This is a genomic window from Paenibacillus sp. Y568, from assembly GCF_059445545.1.
On the sequence record NZ_JCAIUM010000003.1, the window covers coordinates 219,955 to 234,764 of the forward strand.

Genomic DNA, 14,810 nt, shown 5'->3' on the forward strand with positions numbered 1-14,810 from the left:
CTGAATTTCCTGCAAAGTTATAGCCAAAAAAGGCTGAGCCATCCTTAAATAGGACATGTTCAACCTCATTTGGATACATCCATTTTATTTGTTAAAAGGAGATTATTCATATCCTTTATCGTGATAATTCGTATTCTTCAGCTTAGGCAGTATATTCATCTCCGTGATGGTTTGCTTGGTTACCTGATCACCATATCGATAAATGGCTTTATAGACCTCTAATATTTTATCGTCAAACTGTTGGGTTGCCTCGTCGTGATCAGCTGACTTATAGGGCACGAAAGCACGTCTGAAGGAATATTCATCATCCTTAGCTAATTCACTCATTTGATTGCGTAGTAGTGCCAATTCTTCATTGTTCATTAACACAGTGAATTCTGTGGAATCGTTAGGAATATCCTGAATTAACTGATGATGGACAGATACATAATAAGTTTTAGTGGAAGTTTCCATAAACACAGCCTCCTTCATTCTATACTGCTGTACAATACAACGTTATGAATGGGTTTACTGTGTCTTACACATGCACGGCCTATTTGAAACAGCGTCTACCAAGCGCGTCATATGTTGAACAAGAGCTAAGTAGTGATATATGAGTTCATAAGACCGTATAGAAGGCATATTTGTTTACTTGGCACGAAGTACACCGAATGCCTCTAACAAGAAACGTGAGGGTTCGGCAGCTTTGCCATGGTAATGTAAGGGTGATGTAATATACAGGCGTTCTTTGGCACGAGTCACGGCCACGTATGCTAGTCGGCGTTCTTCCTCAAGCGCTGCTTTAGCAAGTTTCGATTCAAGCATCTGTGGGTGAGTAGCCTTCATCTCTTGCGTTACTTGTTCCTTTAATGCGGTACTATGCGGGAGAATTCCTTCGCTTGCGCCTATCCAATAAACTTGGCGGAATTCCATTCCTTTGGCTCGATGAATGGTCATTAGCTGTACAGCGGTGTCACCACCACTGTCACGCAGAGCTTCCATTTGTTGATGCCTTAATGTTAATTCATCTGCATGAGCAATGAATTGCTCAACGGTATCAAAGCGTGCAGCAGCACTCTCAAGTTCGTCCAGACCATCTGTCATGGTTTCTTTATATTGGGTATGGAGCAAGGGATCTCCCGCTTCTAAATACTTATCATAAAACAGTCTACGCATCTCCTGTATAGCATACACAGGCTTCAGTGACGTAAGTTTCTTAATTAATCGAATTCTTTCTTTGACTGCATCTTGTTGGAAGGGCTTAAGACGATCCCAACGCGATAGGTGAATAAGAGGATACTTCTTCGGTTGTCTCTGCTCTTGTTCCGTGAGATAACTCATGCCCTCTTCACGAGGAATATAGAGTGGGCCAAGGGCGCTTTGATAGGCCTCTTTACATCGTGGATTTAAAGATAGTCTTAGGTGATCCATCAATGTTTTGATCAGATTCTGATCATAGAATACGGTATTATTCCCATATTGGACAAAAGGAATTCCACGAAGTAACAGTTGTTCTAACATGGCGCGGCTACTACCTGCTGTACGGTGGAGGATAGCTATGTCTGAGTAGGCTACTTCTCCAAGTCGTATTTGCTCTTCCATGTGATCTGCTACAAAAGCAGCTTCTTCCTCCACATTAGCAGGCGACGCGTAGTGGGGGGATAACCCTACAGATCCTGCAGCTACAAGTTGTTTCGGTCGTCGGAATTCATTATGGGTAATAAGTGCTGTACCTAGACCGAGAATGCGACTATCACTACGATAGTTAATGGGAAGCGAAATGACCGTGGCGTCGGGATAGACTTTATCGAAATCGAGAATGGAATCTTGACGTGCACCGTTAAAGGAGTATATGGTCTGATCATCATCTCCAACAACCATTAGGTTGCGGTGTCCCTCAGATAACTTCTGCACCATGTTGTATTGTACTGTATTGGTATCTTGAAATTCATCGACCATCATATAGGTGAATCGCGATTGCAATTGCGTCAACCGATGAGAGTTGTTTAATAATTCAGACGTGTGTAACAAAATATCATCGAAATCCCATTGGTTGCGTCCTTGTTTCCACTCCTCATAGGTGAGTAGTATGTTCTTGATCTTTCTTTCATCTTCGGTGTTGGATGGAAGATCAGATGGCCAAGCGCCGCTCATTTTCCAAGAGGATAACGCGGCTAAGAGAGTCTCAGGTTGATAAGTTTCACCTGCCTTTAACCGACGTAATATAATCTTCATGATCGTATGTCGAGTTGTATAATCACTGAGAATTTGCTCATGTTGTCCAGCTTGACGTAATAGAGCTAGACCGAATGAATGAAATGTTCGCGCTTGAACCGTACGTGCTGCACTAGATGTAATGCAAGGAATACGAGCAATCCGTCCTTTAATCTCTGAAGCGGCTTTACTAGTGAAAGTGACTAATAGGATCTGAGATGCAGGTATCCCTCGAACGGCGATCAGATAGCCTGTACGTGCTGCTAGAACGGTAGTCTTCCCACAGCCAGCTCCAGCAAGTGTGAGTAAAGGACCCTGTCCGTGCCGCACGGCATCAATTTGCGGACCATTTAGGAGAATGCCTTCTTCCTCAAGCGCACGGAAGTAAAAAGCATCTTCCATGGACGAGTGAACGAGATCTTTACTTGTTGTTGTAGGAGCGGATGCAGTCTGTGGCAATGGTGTAATTATAGGTATACTGCTCGGATGTGTTTGAAATCTAGTAGTAGATTGGTGCAATTTCGGCCTACCTTTCGGAATTGTTTGGGATATCCCCTTTCACAATCCCTCTATAAATTTGGTATGATAGAGTAAGATACAATATATTAAGACATATGGTTAGTTCAAATGTAAGTAGTTAAACAACTCGTAACTAATATTATAACGCTAATGACAAGGGTGAAGACAACAATTCCTTTTTCCAACAGCCGTGAGTATAATCCCTGCTTACTATCATAGGGATATTATAGGAATGAAATCGGAAAGTATTGTAATTAACGAGGAGGAGAAATGATATTTATGAATATTATACAACGTATCAAGAATGGGGCGAACCGCGCTACGGGTAAGGCTCAGAATATGGTAGAAGTGAACAAAATAAAGGCACAAATTACGGAGATTGAACAGGAGATGGATATTCATTTCTTAGATATGGGAAAAGTATTCTATGAAGGATATCAATTAGAGGATATGAGAGTTGCTGAGACAGAGATGGTGAAGTTGTCGAAGGCCTGTGATAACCTGAGTGGAGAAATAGCTGGACTTCGTGGACGTATTGCAGAGTTGAAAAATGAGATACTGTGCCAATGTGGCCATGTAGTGACATTGGATGTTAATTTCTGTCCTCATTGTGGCACAAAAATGTCAGAAGGTGAGCCGGAGCAACGAAAGGGAAAGGTAGCCTTCACAGAGAAGAAGACTATACCGCCTGAAGATTTGGAGATACTTAATCCTGTGTACAACGATTCGGTTAATGAAGAAGAATCTGTAGACACTATGGATGATGAGCCAATGGATTCAGAGAGAGAGCGCAAACAAGCCGCAGATTTAGAACGAGAGCGTGAGAGACAATTGGAACTTGACCGTCGTATCCGATACTGGAAGGATAGTACACATACCGAAATTAGTATGGAAGAAGAGGAAGAGTCCTCTACAGATGCGTTTAAATGTCAGATTTGTGCGGTTGACCTACAAGCAGGCTCTAAATGGTGCCCTCGGTGTGGTGCAGAACAGATTTAATAATCATAGGTTAACTAATGGGTTCAGAAGTGGAACACGTTCATGCAACTTGGGAGGACAGAAGAATGGAACAGTTGTTACATCACCTTCGGAATCTAGGATTTACGGAGATGGAAGCCAAAGTGATGGTTGAATTGGCTGGAAGTGGCCCTTCATCGGGCTATGAGGTAGCCAAAAGGTTGGGCGTATCGCGTTCCAATGTATATACGACGTTGCAACGGTTAACCCAACAGGGTTTTCTACATAGTAGTCATGGAGAGCCTGTACGTTACAATATGCTAAAGACTGAAGAGTTAACGCACATGATCTCAGGTCAGATGCGCGAATCGCTATCATTCGTTGAGAGTCAAATGCCCAGATCAGAATCAGATCATCCACCTTTCTATTCTGTCGAAGGAGATAACCATGTTCTAACGGCACTTGCGAAAGAATTGGAGCGTGCAGAGCGCGAAATTGTCATTGATGTGTGGCATGAGGAAGCGGCACTATTACGAAATGAACTAGAACGTGCTGAAGGTAGAGGAGTGAAGCTACTCTGGTCAACAGATGGAGGAGAAACCTCACTAAGTCGGCACATGTTATGGCCAGGGTGGGATTCCTCTTTCAAGGAAACATCTGCAACAGAAGGTCGTAAATTCTCATTTGTTATCGATCGAAGCTGGTGCATGCTGGGTGTACGTGGAGATCATTGTTCAACGGTTGCCATGGTAACGGCACATCCAGTCATGACCGAGCTACTGCTTAGCCATTTCACACAAGAAATGGTCTTGTATGAAATGGAGAATGATATGGGCAACGTACTAACAGATCGTTATGGCCCCCATTATGAGCAGATCCTCAATAAGTACGTGGGTGCAGATACGAGCATGGAGAATAAGGATATAGACAGTACATTGCAACAATCGGATAAGTCAGAAAATAATGAATCACTATAGGAACAGGAGGAGTAATGATATGAAAGAATGTTTAGTTCATTTTGAGGTGAAACATAAAGAAGAGGTCAAGCAATTAAGAGGGTTAATCTTTCTTGATGAGAAAAAACAGCCAGGTAATGAACAACTTCTAGAAATGTTTAAGGACATGGGTTACATGGTCATGGTGTCCAAACCTGACGATTTAGTATTTAAGCCAATTGATCCAGCTGCAGATTACCTATCTATCAGAATTACTGAACTGGACATGGGTGAAGATAAGTACACGGAAGATAGAGAACTTAAGTCTATTTTAAGCAATTTCTTATAGGCGGGAGAGTCACCCTAGCATTTTCCTCTTTATTTTATGCTATGTAATGAGGTATACTTTCTCAAGTTACATTTTATATGATTATGATTATATTGCTCTCGTATAGGTGCAGGAATAGGCCTGCATGTCTCTACCCGATCACCGGAATGATTGGACTACGGGTTAACACTATAATATCCATTCCATCTTTGTGATCGGTTTATTTGACTGTGAATCATAGCGTAGCATGGTATATTTGTTAATCTAAAGCCCTCGATTCTCGCTTAAAGTTAGCGGTGACGAAGGGCTTTTTTTGTAATGGTATAAGGACAGGTAAACTAACTAAGGGGGATATAAGATGCAATTATTGAGAAAAAAAGTCATAGACGAAGGCATCGTCCTGAGTAATCAAGTATTAAAGGTGGATTCCTTCTTGAATCACCAAATGGATCCAGTATTGATGAAGGAAGTGGGTAAGGAGTTTACTCGTCGATTTGAAGATCAGGCCATTACGAAGGTGTTGACGATTGAATCATCCGGCATTGCACCAGGGATTATGACGGCGCTTGAATTGAATGTGCCTATGATTTTTGCTCGTAAACAGAAGTCATTAACGCTGAAACACGATATTTATGTAGAGAAGGTATATTCTTTCACCAAAAAAGAAACCAATGAGATTACTGTAGCTAAGAAATTCATACAACCAACGGATCGTGTATTGATCATTGATGATTTTCTAGCTAATGGGGAAGCAGCATTTGGACTAGCTCGGATCGTTGAACAGGCAGGGGCTGAGGTTGTGGGAATCGGGATTGTTATCGAGAAATCTTTCCAACCCGGACGTCAATTATTGCTTGATGCAGGCTATCGTGTAGAATCGCTTGTACGTGTTGCTGCGTTAGATGATGAGAAAGTGACCTTTGTAGAAGAAGAGGAAATTCAAGCTTAAGTGGTAAGATTGACTACGTTCCTGGGGGGTAACACAAGTAAATGCAACAGCATGATCAAGGTCACGAACCTATTTTTCAAAAAAATAGAAATCCATTACAAACATTCTCGCTAGGACTTCAACATGTGCTTGCCATGTATGCAGGTGCAGTTATTGTTCCTCTTATCGTAGCAGGACAACTGGGACTTTCTACAGAACAATTAACGTATCTCATTTGTATTGATTTGCTGGCTTGTGGTGTGGCTACATTGTTGCAGGTATGGGGAAATCGATTCTTCGGAATTGGACTTCCGGTCATGTTAGGATGTGCGTTTCAAGCTGTGTCTCCAATGATTGCTATCGGACTGCAGTATGGTGTGTCTGCGATATATGGCGCCATCATTGCATCAGGTATCTTTGTACTCTTATTCGCAGGTCTATTTGGTAAGTTAATTGCTATATTTCCACCCGTTGTCACGGGGTCGGTTGTAACGATCATTGGAGTGACGCTTATTCCAGTGGCTTTAACGGATCTTGGTGGGGGATCAGGAGCGGAGGACTTCGGAAGTCTGACAAATCTAGGTCTTGGATTCGGTGTACTGGTATTTATTATTCTAATGAATCGTTTCACCAATGGGTTCCTTAGATCGATCTCCGTTCTTATTGGGTTAGTGGTAGGGACGTTAGTAGCAGCGATGTTTGGTCAAGTTGATTTGACACCATTTAGAGAAGCGAGTTGGTTCCATTCGATTCAACCCTTTTACTTTGGTAAACCAACCTTTCATCCTTCTGCTATCTTAACGATGATCTTGGTCGCTGTTGTGAGTATCGCGGAATCTACGGGTGTTTTTATGGCACTAAGTAAAATAGTGGATAAAGATCTAACTTCTAAGGATCTGACTCGTGGGTATCGTGCTGAGGGACTAGCTATTGTGCTAGGAGGAGTATTTAATTCCTTTCCATATACGACTTATTCCCAAAATGTAGGACTCGTACAAATGAGTCGCGTTAAGACGCGTGATGTTATCGTCGTGGCAGGTGGCATTCTAGTTGTGATCGGGTTTGTGCCCAAGATTGCAGCGCTAACGCAGTTAGTACCTACGTCTGTTCTAGGCGGGGCGATGGTCGCTTTATTCGGTCTGGTGGTATCATCTGGTATTCGTATGCTTGGTGAGCAAGTAGATCTGAATCGTTATGAGAACTTATTCATTATTGCATGTTCAGTCGGTATGGGTCTTGGAGTTACGGTAGTGCCAGACTTATTTGCGCAATTACCGAATGGGGCTCGTATTCTCGTAGATAATGGTATTGTTGCGGGTAGCGTAACGGCTATTGCAATGAATCTTATTTTCAACGGGTTAAAAGGTGCAGTCCGGCACGATAATCAATCTGTCGAACCTTAACTCAGGCTAAATATTTAAGGGGCTTATGCCAGAAGATCTATATGGATCTTCTGGCGTAAGCCCCTTTTGTTCAAATATAAGAATATATAAGTATTTCTATAAATAGGCTTATATTTCAACGCTAAACGTTTCTTCCCCGCTAAAGGACGACGAAGCCGTTTATGATTGATTCAACTCGTTAACGATTTGGCACGAGGAACCATCATCTGTAACATGCCAGGACACACGATAGAATGATGAGGAAGGTTGGACATATCTTCTCCATCACCAAGGGCAAGTTGTTTCATCTCGCTTTTAATGGAAATTTGACGTCCCCGTAGCATCGTGACGAATGGAAGGTTGACGTGTCTTCCAATAAGAACTGTAGGAAATAAACGCAGTAACTGTAACCTCGTGCAGCCATGAACGACACAGATGTCTAGTTCTCCATCATTCGGATGGGCTTGAGGGGAAATCTTAAACCCACCGCCATAATAAGGCATATTCGAGATCGCTGTCATCCATGTCGAGTCATACGTTAGGGTATGGTCGTCACAGGTAACGCTAACCCTTCCAGGTTTAAATGTAAGCAGGGTATGCAGAATACCAATAACATAAGCTACTCTACCTACTCTAAGTGTATTACACCACTTCTTATAGGAGCTATCATTGACGTTAGCTGCCACTTGAGCATCAAAGCCAATGGCTAACGCTGTTAATGTTAAGGTTCCTGAGGTTGAGATCAGATCAATGGCCTGAGATTGACCTGTAAGAAGAATGTTTAACGAAGCAACCGTGTCAAAGGGAATGCCGAAGCTGCGGGCTGTATCATTACCCGAACCAGCAGGGATGATCGCTAAGGGTATTCCGGTTTCTTTTAGAATAGGTAACACACTATGAAGGGTACCATCCCCACCGATAACGGCAACGGCTCTCCAAGGCTCAGGTTGTTGCAACATTTCTGAGATTAAGTCTACAGCTTGATCCGAGTTCTCTGTGAAAATATAGCGGTATTCAATCTGATCTGATTGAAGTATGGAGCGGACCTTGAGCCAAGTACGTAACCCATTTCCATTACCAGACCTTTTATTTATAACGAATAGATACATTTCTTCTCCTCCAAGTAATGGATCATTCCATTTTAAAAAGAAAATAGAGAAAAAGAAACTGCAAATTATGGTAATTCTAAAAGTGCCGCAGCTGGCTTTCCGCAATCTCACTAATCCACGGTATTCTAAACCATCTCCCTTGAAAGGCATTCACTACCAAGAGCACCCACATAATAATAGTAAAAATGGATAACATTGAAGCGATCAGGGGACCAATAAGAGGGATCAATCCAACAATCACATGCACAATTAATATGCCACAGAAGAATATAACGGACTGCAACGCATGAAATAGAACAAATCGACTGCGGTGTTCTACAGCTAGAAAGACGATTCCACCAACGAAAGAAAACAAGTAACATAATGCGGCTGCAATATTCTCAGGTAAACCAGAGGAAGATTTGAATGGGGACATGATTAGACCACGCTCCTTATTATCTAGACCCATTGTTTCCTTTTACCCTATGTAGATAGAAGACAAGTTATGAGCAAGTTTTTTGATGAAAGTGGATTATTATATAGTCGGCAGATGGTAGGGTTGAAATGGTGTGAAGCAGCATAACATGACAGTAGAACGAGTAAGTAGCATGAGGATAGGGCGATGAATAAAGATTATAAAAAAAGAAAAAAGAATCAAATGAACCAAGTTATTGGGAAGTATGATATAATGTGGATGAGTGATTCAGCTACACTGGTTCAGGGTAATTATATTTTTAGATGCCCGAGCGGTGATCGAAGAGCTTTCTATCCACCTCATATTGTATACTACTTCACGATGTTTTAAGGAAGATCTTTTCGGCATTCTCTTAACCCGTGCTTTTCATTCAGCGTTTTGGGAGGGAACAATTATGGCAAGTAAAGGTCATAACGAAGTCAAGGAAAGTCTGAGGGAAATGACGCGAATATTCCGGCCCAAGGATCCTAAGAAATTTGTAAAGGATTATGTCCGGAAATATCATATTATGGGAGGATACGAAGAGGAATTGACCTCAGTGGTTGAACATGAACTGGGACGTATAAATTCATCCGTTTCATAGATGTAATGAATTGAACATAATGAATTACCTTTATAGACTGTTTTCTGCGGTTACGAACCGTAGAATACGGTTTTTTTATGCGTTAAATTTACTGGAAATGAATAGGATAATAATAGATTTGTAAAAGATTAGCAGACACAAAATGGGCAAATATACAGAAAGAAAGCCTTAGTGTAAGGAATTTTGGTAGCTAGATTCTAAGTCGTTTTAGATATTTCAAAAGTTTGAAATCGGTTACAAAAGCTTGTGTGATGCTGTTTTTTTAATATTTGAACATTTTGTGAACTTAGTTCCAATCATTGACAAAGTAGTACCTTAAACTTATATTAAAATAGGTGATTATTGTAATTGACAGATCGATATTTTGCGTAAAAACAAAGCTTTTACGGTGATAATGTTTTATAAAATATGTAAAATCGTAACAGAAGTGGGGTAGATCATTTATGAAACGGTGGCAGGTTATGAAACGACTTCTTCCAATGCTAGCAATGTTTTCCTTGCTCTTAGCGGGTTGTGGCCGCGAGGACTTGTCCGTATTGAAACCACAAGGGCCTGTGGCACAAGGTCAATTCGATTTAATTAAGCTTTCTATCTCGATTATGTTTGTTGTGTTGGTCGTTGTGTTTGCTATTACAGCGTATGTCCTCATTAAATTCAGAAGAAAAGCTGAACAGACAGAGATGCCTAAGCAAGTAGAAGGTAATTTCAAACTGGAGATTATTTGGACAGTTATCCCCTTAATATTGGTTCTTATCCTTGCAGTACCTACGGTAAAAGAGGTATTTGCATTTGGTGAAGATCATTCCAATGATAAGGAAGCGATCCAAGTGAAGGTGACTTCACATCAATACTGGTGGGAGTTTGAATATCCTCAGTATGATATTACGACAGCACAGGATTTGATTATTCCAACGAATAAGAAAATTGCTTTTGAACTGAAGACTGAAGATGTTATTCACTCCTTCTGGGTACCATCACTATCCGGGAAAATGGATACGAACCCCGATGGGACGATAAACCGTTTCAGCTTTAGCGCTCCAAATGAAGGGGTATATCGTGGTAAATGTGCAGAATTATGTGGACCTTCCCACGGTTTCATGGAATTCAAAGTGAAATCCGTAAGTCCGGAATCCTTTGAGAATTGGGTTGCTGCTATGAAACAACCTATGATAGCTATTGAAGATGCTGCACTAGCTGAAACATTTAAGAATCAATGTTTAAAATGCCATGCTATCGGTGATCAAGGTGGTATGAGTGGGCCAAGTCTTACTGGTATGGGTTCTAAGGAATCCGTCGCAAGTATGTTGCTGAATTCGGAGAGTAATGATGAAGGAAATCCCGTTAAGGATAACTTGAAGGAATGGCTTACTGATCCACAATCAGTGAAACCAGGAAACAAGATGCCTTCCCCTAAAGAGGATATGGGACTTACCGACGAAGAAATTGATGGCATTGCAGAATACTTAGCTAATTACAAATTAGTATATTAATCAGCAAGGACTCTAAAGGGGGTACACAACCTTGGCACACGCTCACAGTGTTAAGCGTCACAAGGGCTTAATGGATTGGTTAACGACTGTCGATCACAAAAAAATAGCTGTCCTGTATTTACTAGCCGGAGGATTATTTTTTGCAATTGGTGGTTTCGAAGCTATCTTAATTCGTCTTCAATTGATCAAACCTATGAATGACATGCTAGAGGCTCAGACTTTTAATGAGTTAATCACAATGCATGGTACAACAATGATATTCTTAGGCGTCATGCCAATCGTGTTCGCACTTATGAATGCTATTATTCCTCTTCAGATTGGTGCTCGTGATGTCGCATTTCCATTTCTAAATTCTTTAGGTTTCTGGACATTCTTGTTCGGGGGAATTCTACTTAATCTAAGTTGGGTGATGGGTGGCGCTCCTGACGCGGGGTGGACTTCTTATACACCGTTATCTAATACAATGTATAGTCCCTCACACGGGGTGGATTTCTATACGGTTGGGTTACAGATTGCGGGACTAGGTACGCTAATTGGGGGTCTTAACTTCCTGGCAACGATCATAACGATGAGAGCGCCAGGGATGTCTTACATGCGTATGCCTATGTTTACTTGGACATCATTTGTAACTTCGGCTATGATCTTGTTCGCTTTTCCAGCTATTACGGTTGGTCTGGTACTACTAACATTTGACCGAATATTAGGTGCAAACTTCTTCAATGTTGATGGAGGAGGAAACCCAGTTCTATGGCAACATATTTTCTGGATATTTGGGCACCCTGAGGTCTATATTCTGATCTTACCTGCGTTCGGTGTCATTTCAGAAATTATTCCTACATTCTCACGTAAGCGTCTATTCGGATATAGCTCTATGGTATTTGCAACGATCTTGATCGCGTTCTTAGGATTCATGGTATGGGCGCATCATATGTTTACAACAGGGCTCGGGCCTGTCGCGAATGCGTTGTTCTCGATATCGACGATGTTAATTGCGGTTCCTACGGGAATTAAAATATTCAACTGGCTATTCACCATGTGGGGTGGTCAAGTGAAGTTTACAGCAGCTAATCTCTTCGCCGTTGGATTCATTCCAACATTCACCATGGGTGGCGTAACAGGTGTCATGTTAGCATCTGCACCTGCGGACTTTCAGTTCCACGATACGTATTTCGTAGTTGCCCATTTCCACTATGTTATCGTCGGTGGTATGGTGTTCGGACTATTGGCTGGACTTCATTATTGGTGGCCCAAAATGTTCGGACGTTTGCTTAACGAAGCACTAGGGAAATGGACTTTCTGGACCTTCGCAATCGGGTTCCACATGACATTCTTTGTACAGCATTTCTTGGGTCTTTGGGGAATGCAACGTCGTGTATTTACGTACGGACGGAATCAAGGGTTTGATACACTGAATCTAGTAAGTACCATTGGCGCGTTATTAATGGGTGTAGGTGTAATTATATTCGCAATTAATATTATTCAATCATTCAGGAAGCCAAGTGGTGTCGCTAATGATCCATGGGAAGATGGACGTACTTTAGAATGGACGATTCCTTCTCCACCACCGGAATACAACTTTAAACAAATACCACTTGTTCGAGGTCTGGATGCCTATTGGAAGGAAAAGATGGCTGGACACAAGGAGATGACGCCTGCAGAACCTGTAGGACCGATCCATATGCCTTCACCTACGATTCTTCCTTTCATCATGTCCTTGGGTATTTTTATTGCAGGTCTAGGTTTAATGTTCAGCGGAGAAGAATTCTCCAATTCATTTATGAGTTTAATATTTAACAACTGGATTGTGTGTGGATTGGGACTTCTCATCACCTTTGGATCTATGTTGCTACGTTCTCTCTTTGATGATCATGGCTGGCATATTGAACCAGAGGAATTGGAAGAGGAGGGGGTATAAGTATGGCTACAGCACACGCACAACCGGATAAAGGTCAATTACCGCATTATCCGGAGAAGGCGACGCTTGAAGGTCGCAACAAAATTCTTACATTCTGGCTCTTTCTTGGTGGGGAGGCTGTGCTCTTCGGTACGCTCTTCGCTACCTTCCTTACACTTCGAAACCAGACGAATGAAGGTCCTACGGCAGCTGAACTTTTCGGTTTACCACTGACAGCGGCAGCAACGTTTATCTTGTTAGTAAGTAGTTTAACTAGTGTGTTCGCGATCCAAGCGATGCATCGTCATAACTTAGCTTCATTGAAACTTTGGTTAAGCATTACCGTACTTCTAGGTCTTGGATTTCTAAGTCTTGAAATTTACGAATTCTATGAGTACGTGACACAGGAAAACTTCGGAATGACAACCAGTGCTTTTAGTTCAGCCTTCTACACATTGGTCGGATTTCACGGGGCTCACGTTGCTTTCGGGGTATTATGGATCGGTGTTCTGATAGGACAATTGTTTACAAAAGGACTAACAGTCGTGACGGCTCCGAAGATTTACGTATCCGCTATGTACTGGCACTTTATCGACGTAGTATGGGTATTTATCTTTACGGTCGTTTACTTGCTTGGAAAGGTGGGCTAATGCATGACAGTAGATGAGCAGAATAAGCATCAGCTAGTGAATCAGAAGCATAGGCACGAAGGTCCACAGAAACACATTGTAGTGTTTATCTTCTCCATTGTCCTGACGTTGATTGCTTTCGCAACGGTAACCGCAGGAGGAGTGAACGCAACCTTTACCATCCTTATATTATTGGTGATGGCAGTCTTGCAAGTATTTGTACAGATGGGATACTGGATGCATTTGAAGGATAAGGGACATCTAATGCCCATTATATTCATGCTAGGTGGATTCTTTGTAGCAGGTACAGCTATTGTTACTGCATTGTACTGGATGTGGTGGTAAGATGAGAAGAGGTGGCCTGGGCCACCTCTTTTTTAAATTAATGGAATGAATTTAGATAAAAAAGAAACCCGGTTGTGTAGGAGGTTATTAGATGCTGGGATTAGAATACTTCAGTATGGCAGACTTATGGAGTCCGTTATTTCTGGTGTTTATGTTACTTATCACTATAGGATATTTGCTAGTTGTGGGTCCATTAAGTGAGAAGATTATAGGTGCTGAACCCGTCTCGTGGATGAAGAAGAGCACATTTATCATAGGAATGTTCATGCTGTATTTAGCACAGGGAGGTCCAGTGAGTCTGCTCGGGCACATGATGTTCTCCTTCCACATGTTAACGATGGCGCTGTCCTATTTAGTGGCACCTCCTTTAATTATGCTGGGAATACCTACTTGGCTATGGAGAGCACTCTTGAAGGTGAATCCTTTCCGCAAATTGAGATTCTTAGCTAAACCCGTAGTGGCAGCTGTCCTATTTAATGGCTTATTCTCCCTCTATCATATTCCTGCCATACATGACTACGTCATGCTACACTTTAACGTGCATCGGCTATACTACATTGTATTATTCATAACATCCATGCTGATGTGGTGGACGCTTCTTAATCCTTTGCCTGAGAATTCGAAAGGATCAAGTCTTGGCAAAATGGGATATATTTTTTTGAATATGGTATTATTAACTCCAGCGTGCGGATTAATTATTTTTGCATCATCACCAATGTATGCGACTTACAGTGATCCAAACATCTGGGCCAAAGCGATGGGGTATTGTATTAGTGGGGATCCCACGTTACTTCTGAGTAATTTCGGAGGGCCGACGTTCTTTAGTCTAATGTCTCCACTTGTTGATCAACAGGTAGGGGGTATACTGATGAAGTTCATTCAGGAGATTATCTTCGCCTCGATGTTAGCTTATGTATTCTATGGTTGGTATAAGAGAGAGAATCAAGAAGATGATTTGGAAGCTGATGAGCTCAGTGATCAATCCTTGAATCGTGCGTAAATAAGCTATTTAAATAACTTAGTATCGCTTTCGAAGTAAGTTTTTCCGAAGCTATACACGAAGT

General features: G+C 41.7%; 15 protein-coding genes and 1 riboswitch. Of the genes, 11 read left to right on the forward strand and 4 right to left on the reverse strand.

From position 1 onward, the window contains the following. Positions 1–102: 102 nt before the first annotated feature. On the reverse strand, positions 103–453 hold the full coding sequence (locus AC1D7X_RS06130; RefSeq protein ID WP_495455905.1) for a hypothetical protein: 351 nt from the start codon (positions 451–453) through the stop codon (positions 103–105). 174 nt (positions 454–627) lie between these two features. Continuing rightward, positions 628–2,712 carry an ATP-dependent helicase gene (locus AC1D7X_RS06135; RefSeq protein WP_495455906.1) on the reverse strand — a complete coding sequence of 695 codons (2,085 nt, stop codon included), beginning with the start codon at positions 2,710–2,712 and terminating at the stop codon, positions 628–630. Positions 2,713–2,991: 279 nt separating this feature from the next. Between AC1D7X_RS06135 and AC1D7X_RS06140 the strand changes: the two genes are divergently transcribed. The 5 genes from AC1D7X_RS06140 to AC1D7X_RS06160 all read left to right on the forward strand — a co-directional run bounded on the left by AC1D7X_RS06140 (position 2,992) and on the right by AC1D7X_RS06160 (position 7,263). Further along, a complete protein-coding gene (locus AC1D7X_RS06140; protein ID WP_495474852.1) occupies positions 2,992–3,711 on the forward strand; it encodes a zinc ribbon domain-containing protein in 720 nt (239 codons plus the stop codon). Positions 3,712–3,776: 65 nt separating this feature from the next. After that, positions 3,777–4,646 carry a TrmB family transcriptional regulator gene (locus AC1D7X_RS06145; protein ID WP_495455908.1) on the forward strand — a complete coding sequence of 290 codons (870 nt, stop codon included), beginning with the start codon at positions 3,777–3,779 and terminating at the stop codon, positions 4,644–4,646. A 19-nt stretch (positions 4,647–4,665) separates the two neighbouring features. Next, the gene (locus AC1D7X_RS06150; protein ID WP_495474853.1) at positions 4,666–4,953 is read left to right on the forward strand and encodes a hypothetical protein; all 288 of its coding nucleotides are present in this window, start codon (positions 4,666–4,668) and stop codon (positions 4,951–4,953) included. Positions 4,954–5,031: 78 nt separating this feature from the next. Continuing rightward, a riboswitch (purine riboswitch) is annotated at positions 5,032–5,131 on the forward strand. A 159-nt stretch (positions 5,132–5,290) separates the two neighbouring features. Then, positions 5,291–5,881, forward strand: a complete 591-nt coding sequence (locus AC1D7X_RS06155; protein ID WP_495455910.1) for a xanthine phosphoribosyltransferase — start codon at positions 5,291–5,293, stop codon at positions 5,879–5,881. Between the two features lie 41 nt (positions 5,882–5,922). Next, positions 5,923–7,263, forward strand: a complete 1,341-nt coding sequence (locus AC1D7X_RS06160; protein WP_495474854.1) for a nucleobase:cation symporter-2 family protein — start codon at positions 5,923–5,925, stop codon at positions 7,261–7,263. Positions 7,264–7,433: 170 nt separating this feature from the next. Here the strand turns inward: AC1D7X_RS06160 and AC1D7X_RS06165 are convergent, their stop codons facing one another. Further along, positions 7,434–8,351: a diacylglycerol/lipid kinase family protein gene (locus AC1D7X_RS06165; protein ID WP_495474855.1), complete on the reverse strand. Its 918-nt coding sequence runs from the start codon at positions 8,349–8,351 to the stop codon at positions 7,434–7,436. 76 nt (positions 8,352–8,427) lie between these two features. Next, the gene (locus tag AC1D7X_RS06170) at positions 8,428–8,766 is read right to left on the reverse strand and encodes a DUF4870 domain-containing protein (RefSeq protein ID WP_495456066.1); all 339 of its coding nucleotides are present in this window, start codon (positions 8,764–8,766) and stop codon (positions 8,428–8,430) included. 433 nt (positions 8,767–9,199) lie between these two features. Here AC1D7X_RS06170 and AC1D7X_RS06175 point away from each other — a divergent pair, with 433 nt between their 5' ends. The 6 genes from AC1D7X_RS06175 (at position 9,200) to ctaG (ending at position 14,746) form a co-directional block, all read left to right on the forward strand. Further along, positions 9,200–9,388: a hypothetical protein gene (locus tag AC1D7X_RS06175; RefSeq protein ID WP_495455913.1), complete on the forward strand. Its 189-nt coding sequence runs from the start codon at positions 9,200–9,202 to the stop codon at positions 9,386–9,388. Positions 9,389–9,831: 443 nt separating this feature from the next. Then, entirely contained in the window at positions 9,832–10,878 is a 1,047-nt protein-coding gene (gene coxB, locus AC1D7X_RS06180) for a cytochrome c oxidase subunit II (protein WP_495474856.1), read from the forward strand. A 70-nt stretch (positions 10,879–10,948) separates the two neighbouring features. Further along, on the forward strand, positions 10,949–12,793 hold the full coding sequence (ctaD, locus tag AC1D7X_RS06185; RefSeq protein ID WP_495456067.1) for a cytochrome c oxidase subunit I: 1,845 nt from the start codon (positions 10,949–10,951) through the stop codon (positions 12,791–12,793). A 2-nt stretch (positions 12,794–12,795) separates the two neighbouring features. Continuing rightward, positions 12,796–13,422: a cytochrome (ubi)quinol oxidase subunit III gene (locus AC1D7X_RS06190; RefSeq protein ID WP_495455915.1), complete on the forward strand. Its 627-nt coding sequence runs from the start codon at positions 12,796–12,798 to the stop codon at positions 13,420–13,422. 3 nt (positions 13,423–13,425) lie between these two features. Continuing rightward, positions 13,426–13,746 carry a cytochrome C oxidase subunit IV family protein gene (locus tag AC1D7X_RS06195; protein WP_495474857.1) on the forward strand — a complete coding sequence of 107 codons (321 nt, stop codon included), beginning with the start codon at positions 13,426–13,428 and terminating at the stop codon, positions 13,744–13,746. Positions 13,747–13,837: 91 nt separating this feature from the next. Further along, on the forward strand, positions 13,838–14,746 hold the full coding sequence (gene ctaG, locus AC1D7X_RS06200) for a cytochrome c oxidase assembly factor CtaG (protein WP_495455917.1): 909 nt from the start codon (positions 13,838–13,840) through the stop codon (positions 14,744–14,746). The last annotated feature ends 64 nt before the right edge of the window (positions 14,747–14,810 follow it).

Bases quoted from the DNA above. Each gene is read 5' to 3' on its own strand.
- AC1D7X_RS06155 (WP_495455910.1), top strand. From the start codon at position 5,291: ATGCAATTATTGAGAAAAAAAGTCATAGACGAAGGCATCGTCCTGAGT.
- AC1D7X_RS06175 (WP_495455913.1), top strand. From the start codon at position 9,200: ATGGCAAGTAAAGGTCATAACGAAGTCAAGGAAAGTCTGAGGGAAATG.
- coxB (WP_495474856.1), top strand. From the start codon at position 9,832: ATGAAACGGTGGCAGGTTATGAAACGACTTCTTCCAATGCTAGCAATG.
- AC1D7X_RS06190 (WP_495455915.1), top strand. From the start codon at position 12,796: ATGGCTACAGCACACGCACAACCGGATAAAGGTCAATTACCGCATTAT.
- AC1D7X_RS06165 (WP_495474855.1), bottom strand. From the start codon at position 8,351: ATGTATCTATTCGTTATAAATAAAAGGTCTGGTAATGGAAATGGGTTA.
- AC1D7X_RS06150 (WP_495474853.1), top strand. From the start codon at position 4,666: ATGAAAGAATGTTTAGTTCATTTTGAGGTGAAACATAAAGAAGAGGTC.
- AC1D7X_RS06145 (WP_495455908.1), top strand. From the start codon at position 3,777: ATGGAACAGTTGTTACATCACCTTCGGAATCTAGGATTTACGGAGATG.
- ctaD (WP_495456067.1), top strand. From the start codon at position 10,949: ATGGATTGGTTAACGACTGTCGATCACAAAAAAATAGCTGTCCTGTAT.
- ctaG (WP_495455917.1), top strand. From the start codon at position 13,838: ATGCTGGGATTAGAATACTTCAGTATGGCAGACTTATGGAGTCCGTTA.
- AC1D7X_RS06130 (WP_495455905.1), bottom strand. From the start codon at position 453: ATGGAAACTTCCACTAAAACTTATTATGTATCTGTCCATCATCAGTTA.
- AC1D7X_RS06170 (WP_495456066.1), bottom strand. From the start codon at position 8,766: ATGTCCCCATTCAAATCTTCCTCTGGTTTACCTGAGAATATTGCAGCC.
- AC1D7X_RS06195 (WP_495474857.1), top strand. From the start codon at position 13,426: ATGACAGTAGATGAGCAGAATAAGCATCAGCTAGTGAATCAGAAGCAT.
- AC1D7X_RS06160 (WP_495474854.1), top strand. From the start codon at position 5,923: ATGCAACAGCATGATCAAGGTCACGAACCTATTTTTCAAAAAAATAGA.
- AC1D7X_RS06140 (WP_495474852.1), top strand. From the start codon at position 2,992: ATGAATATTATACAACGTATCAAGAATGGGGCGAACCGCGCTACGGGT.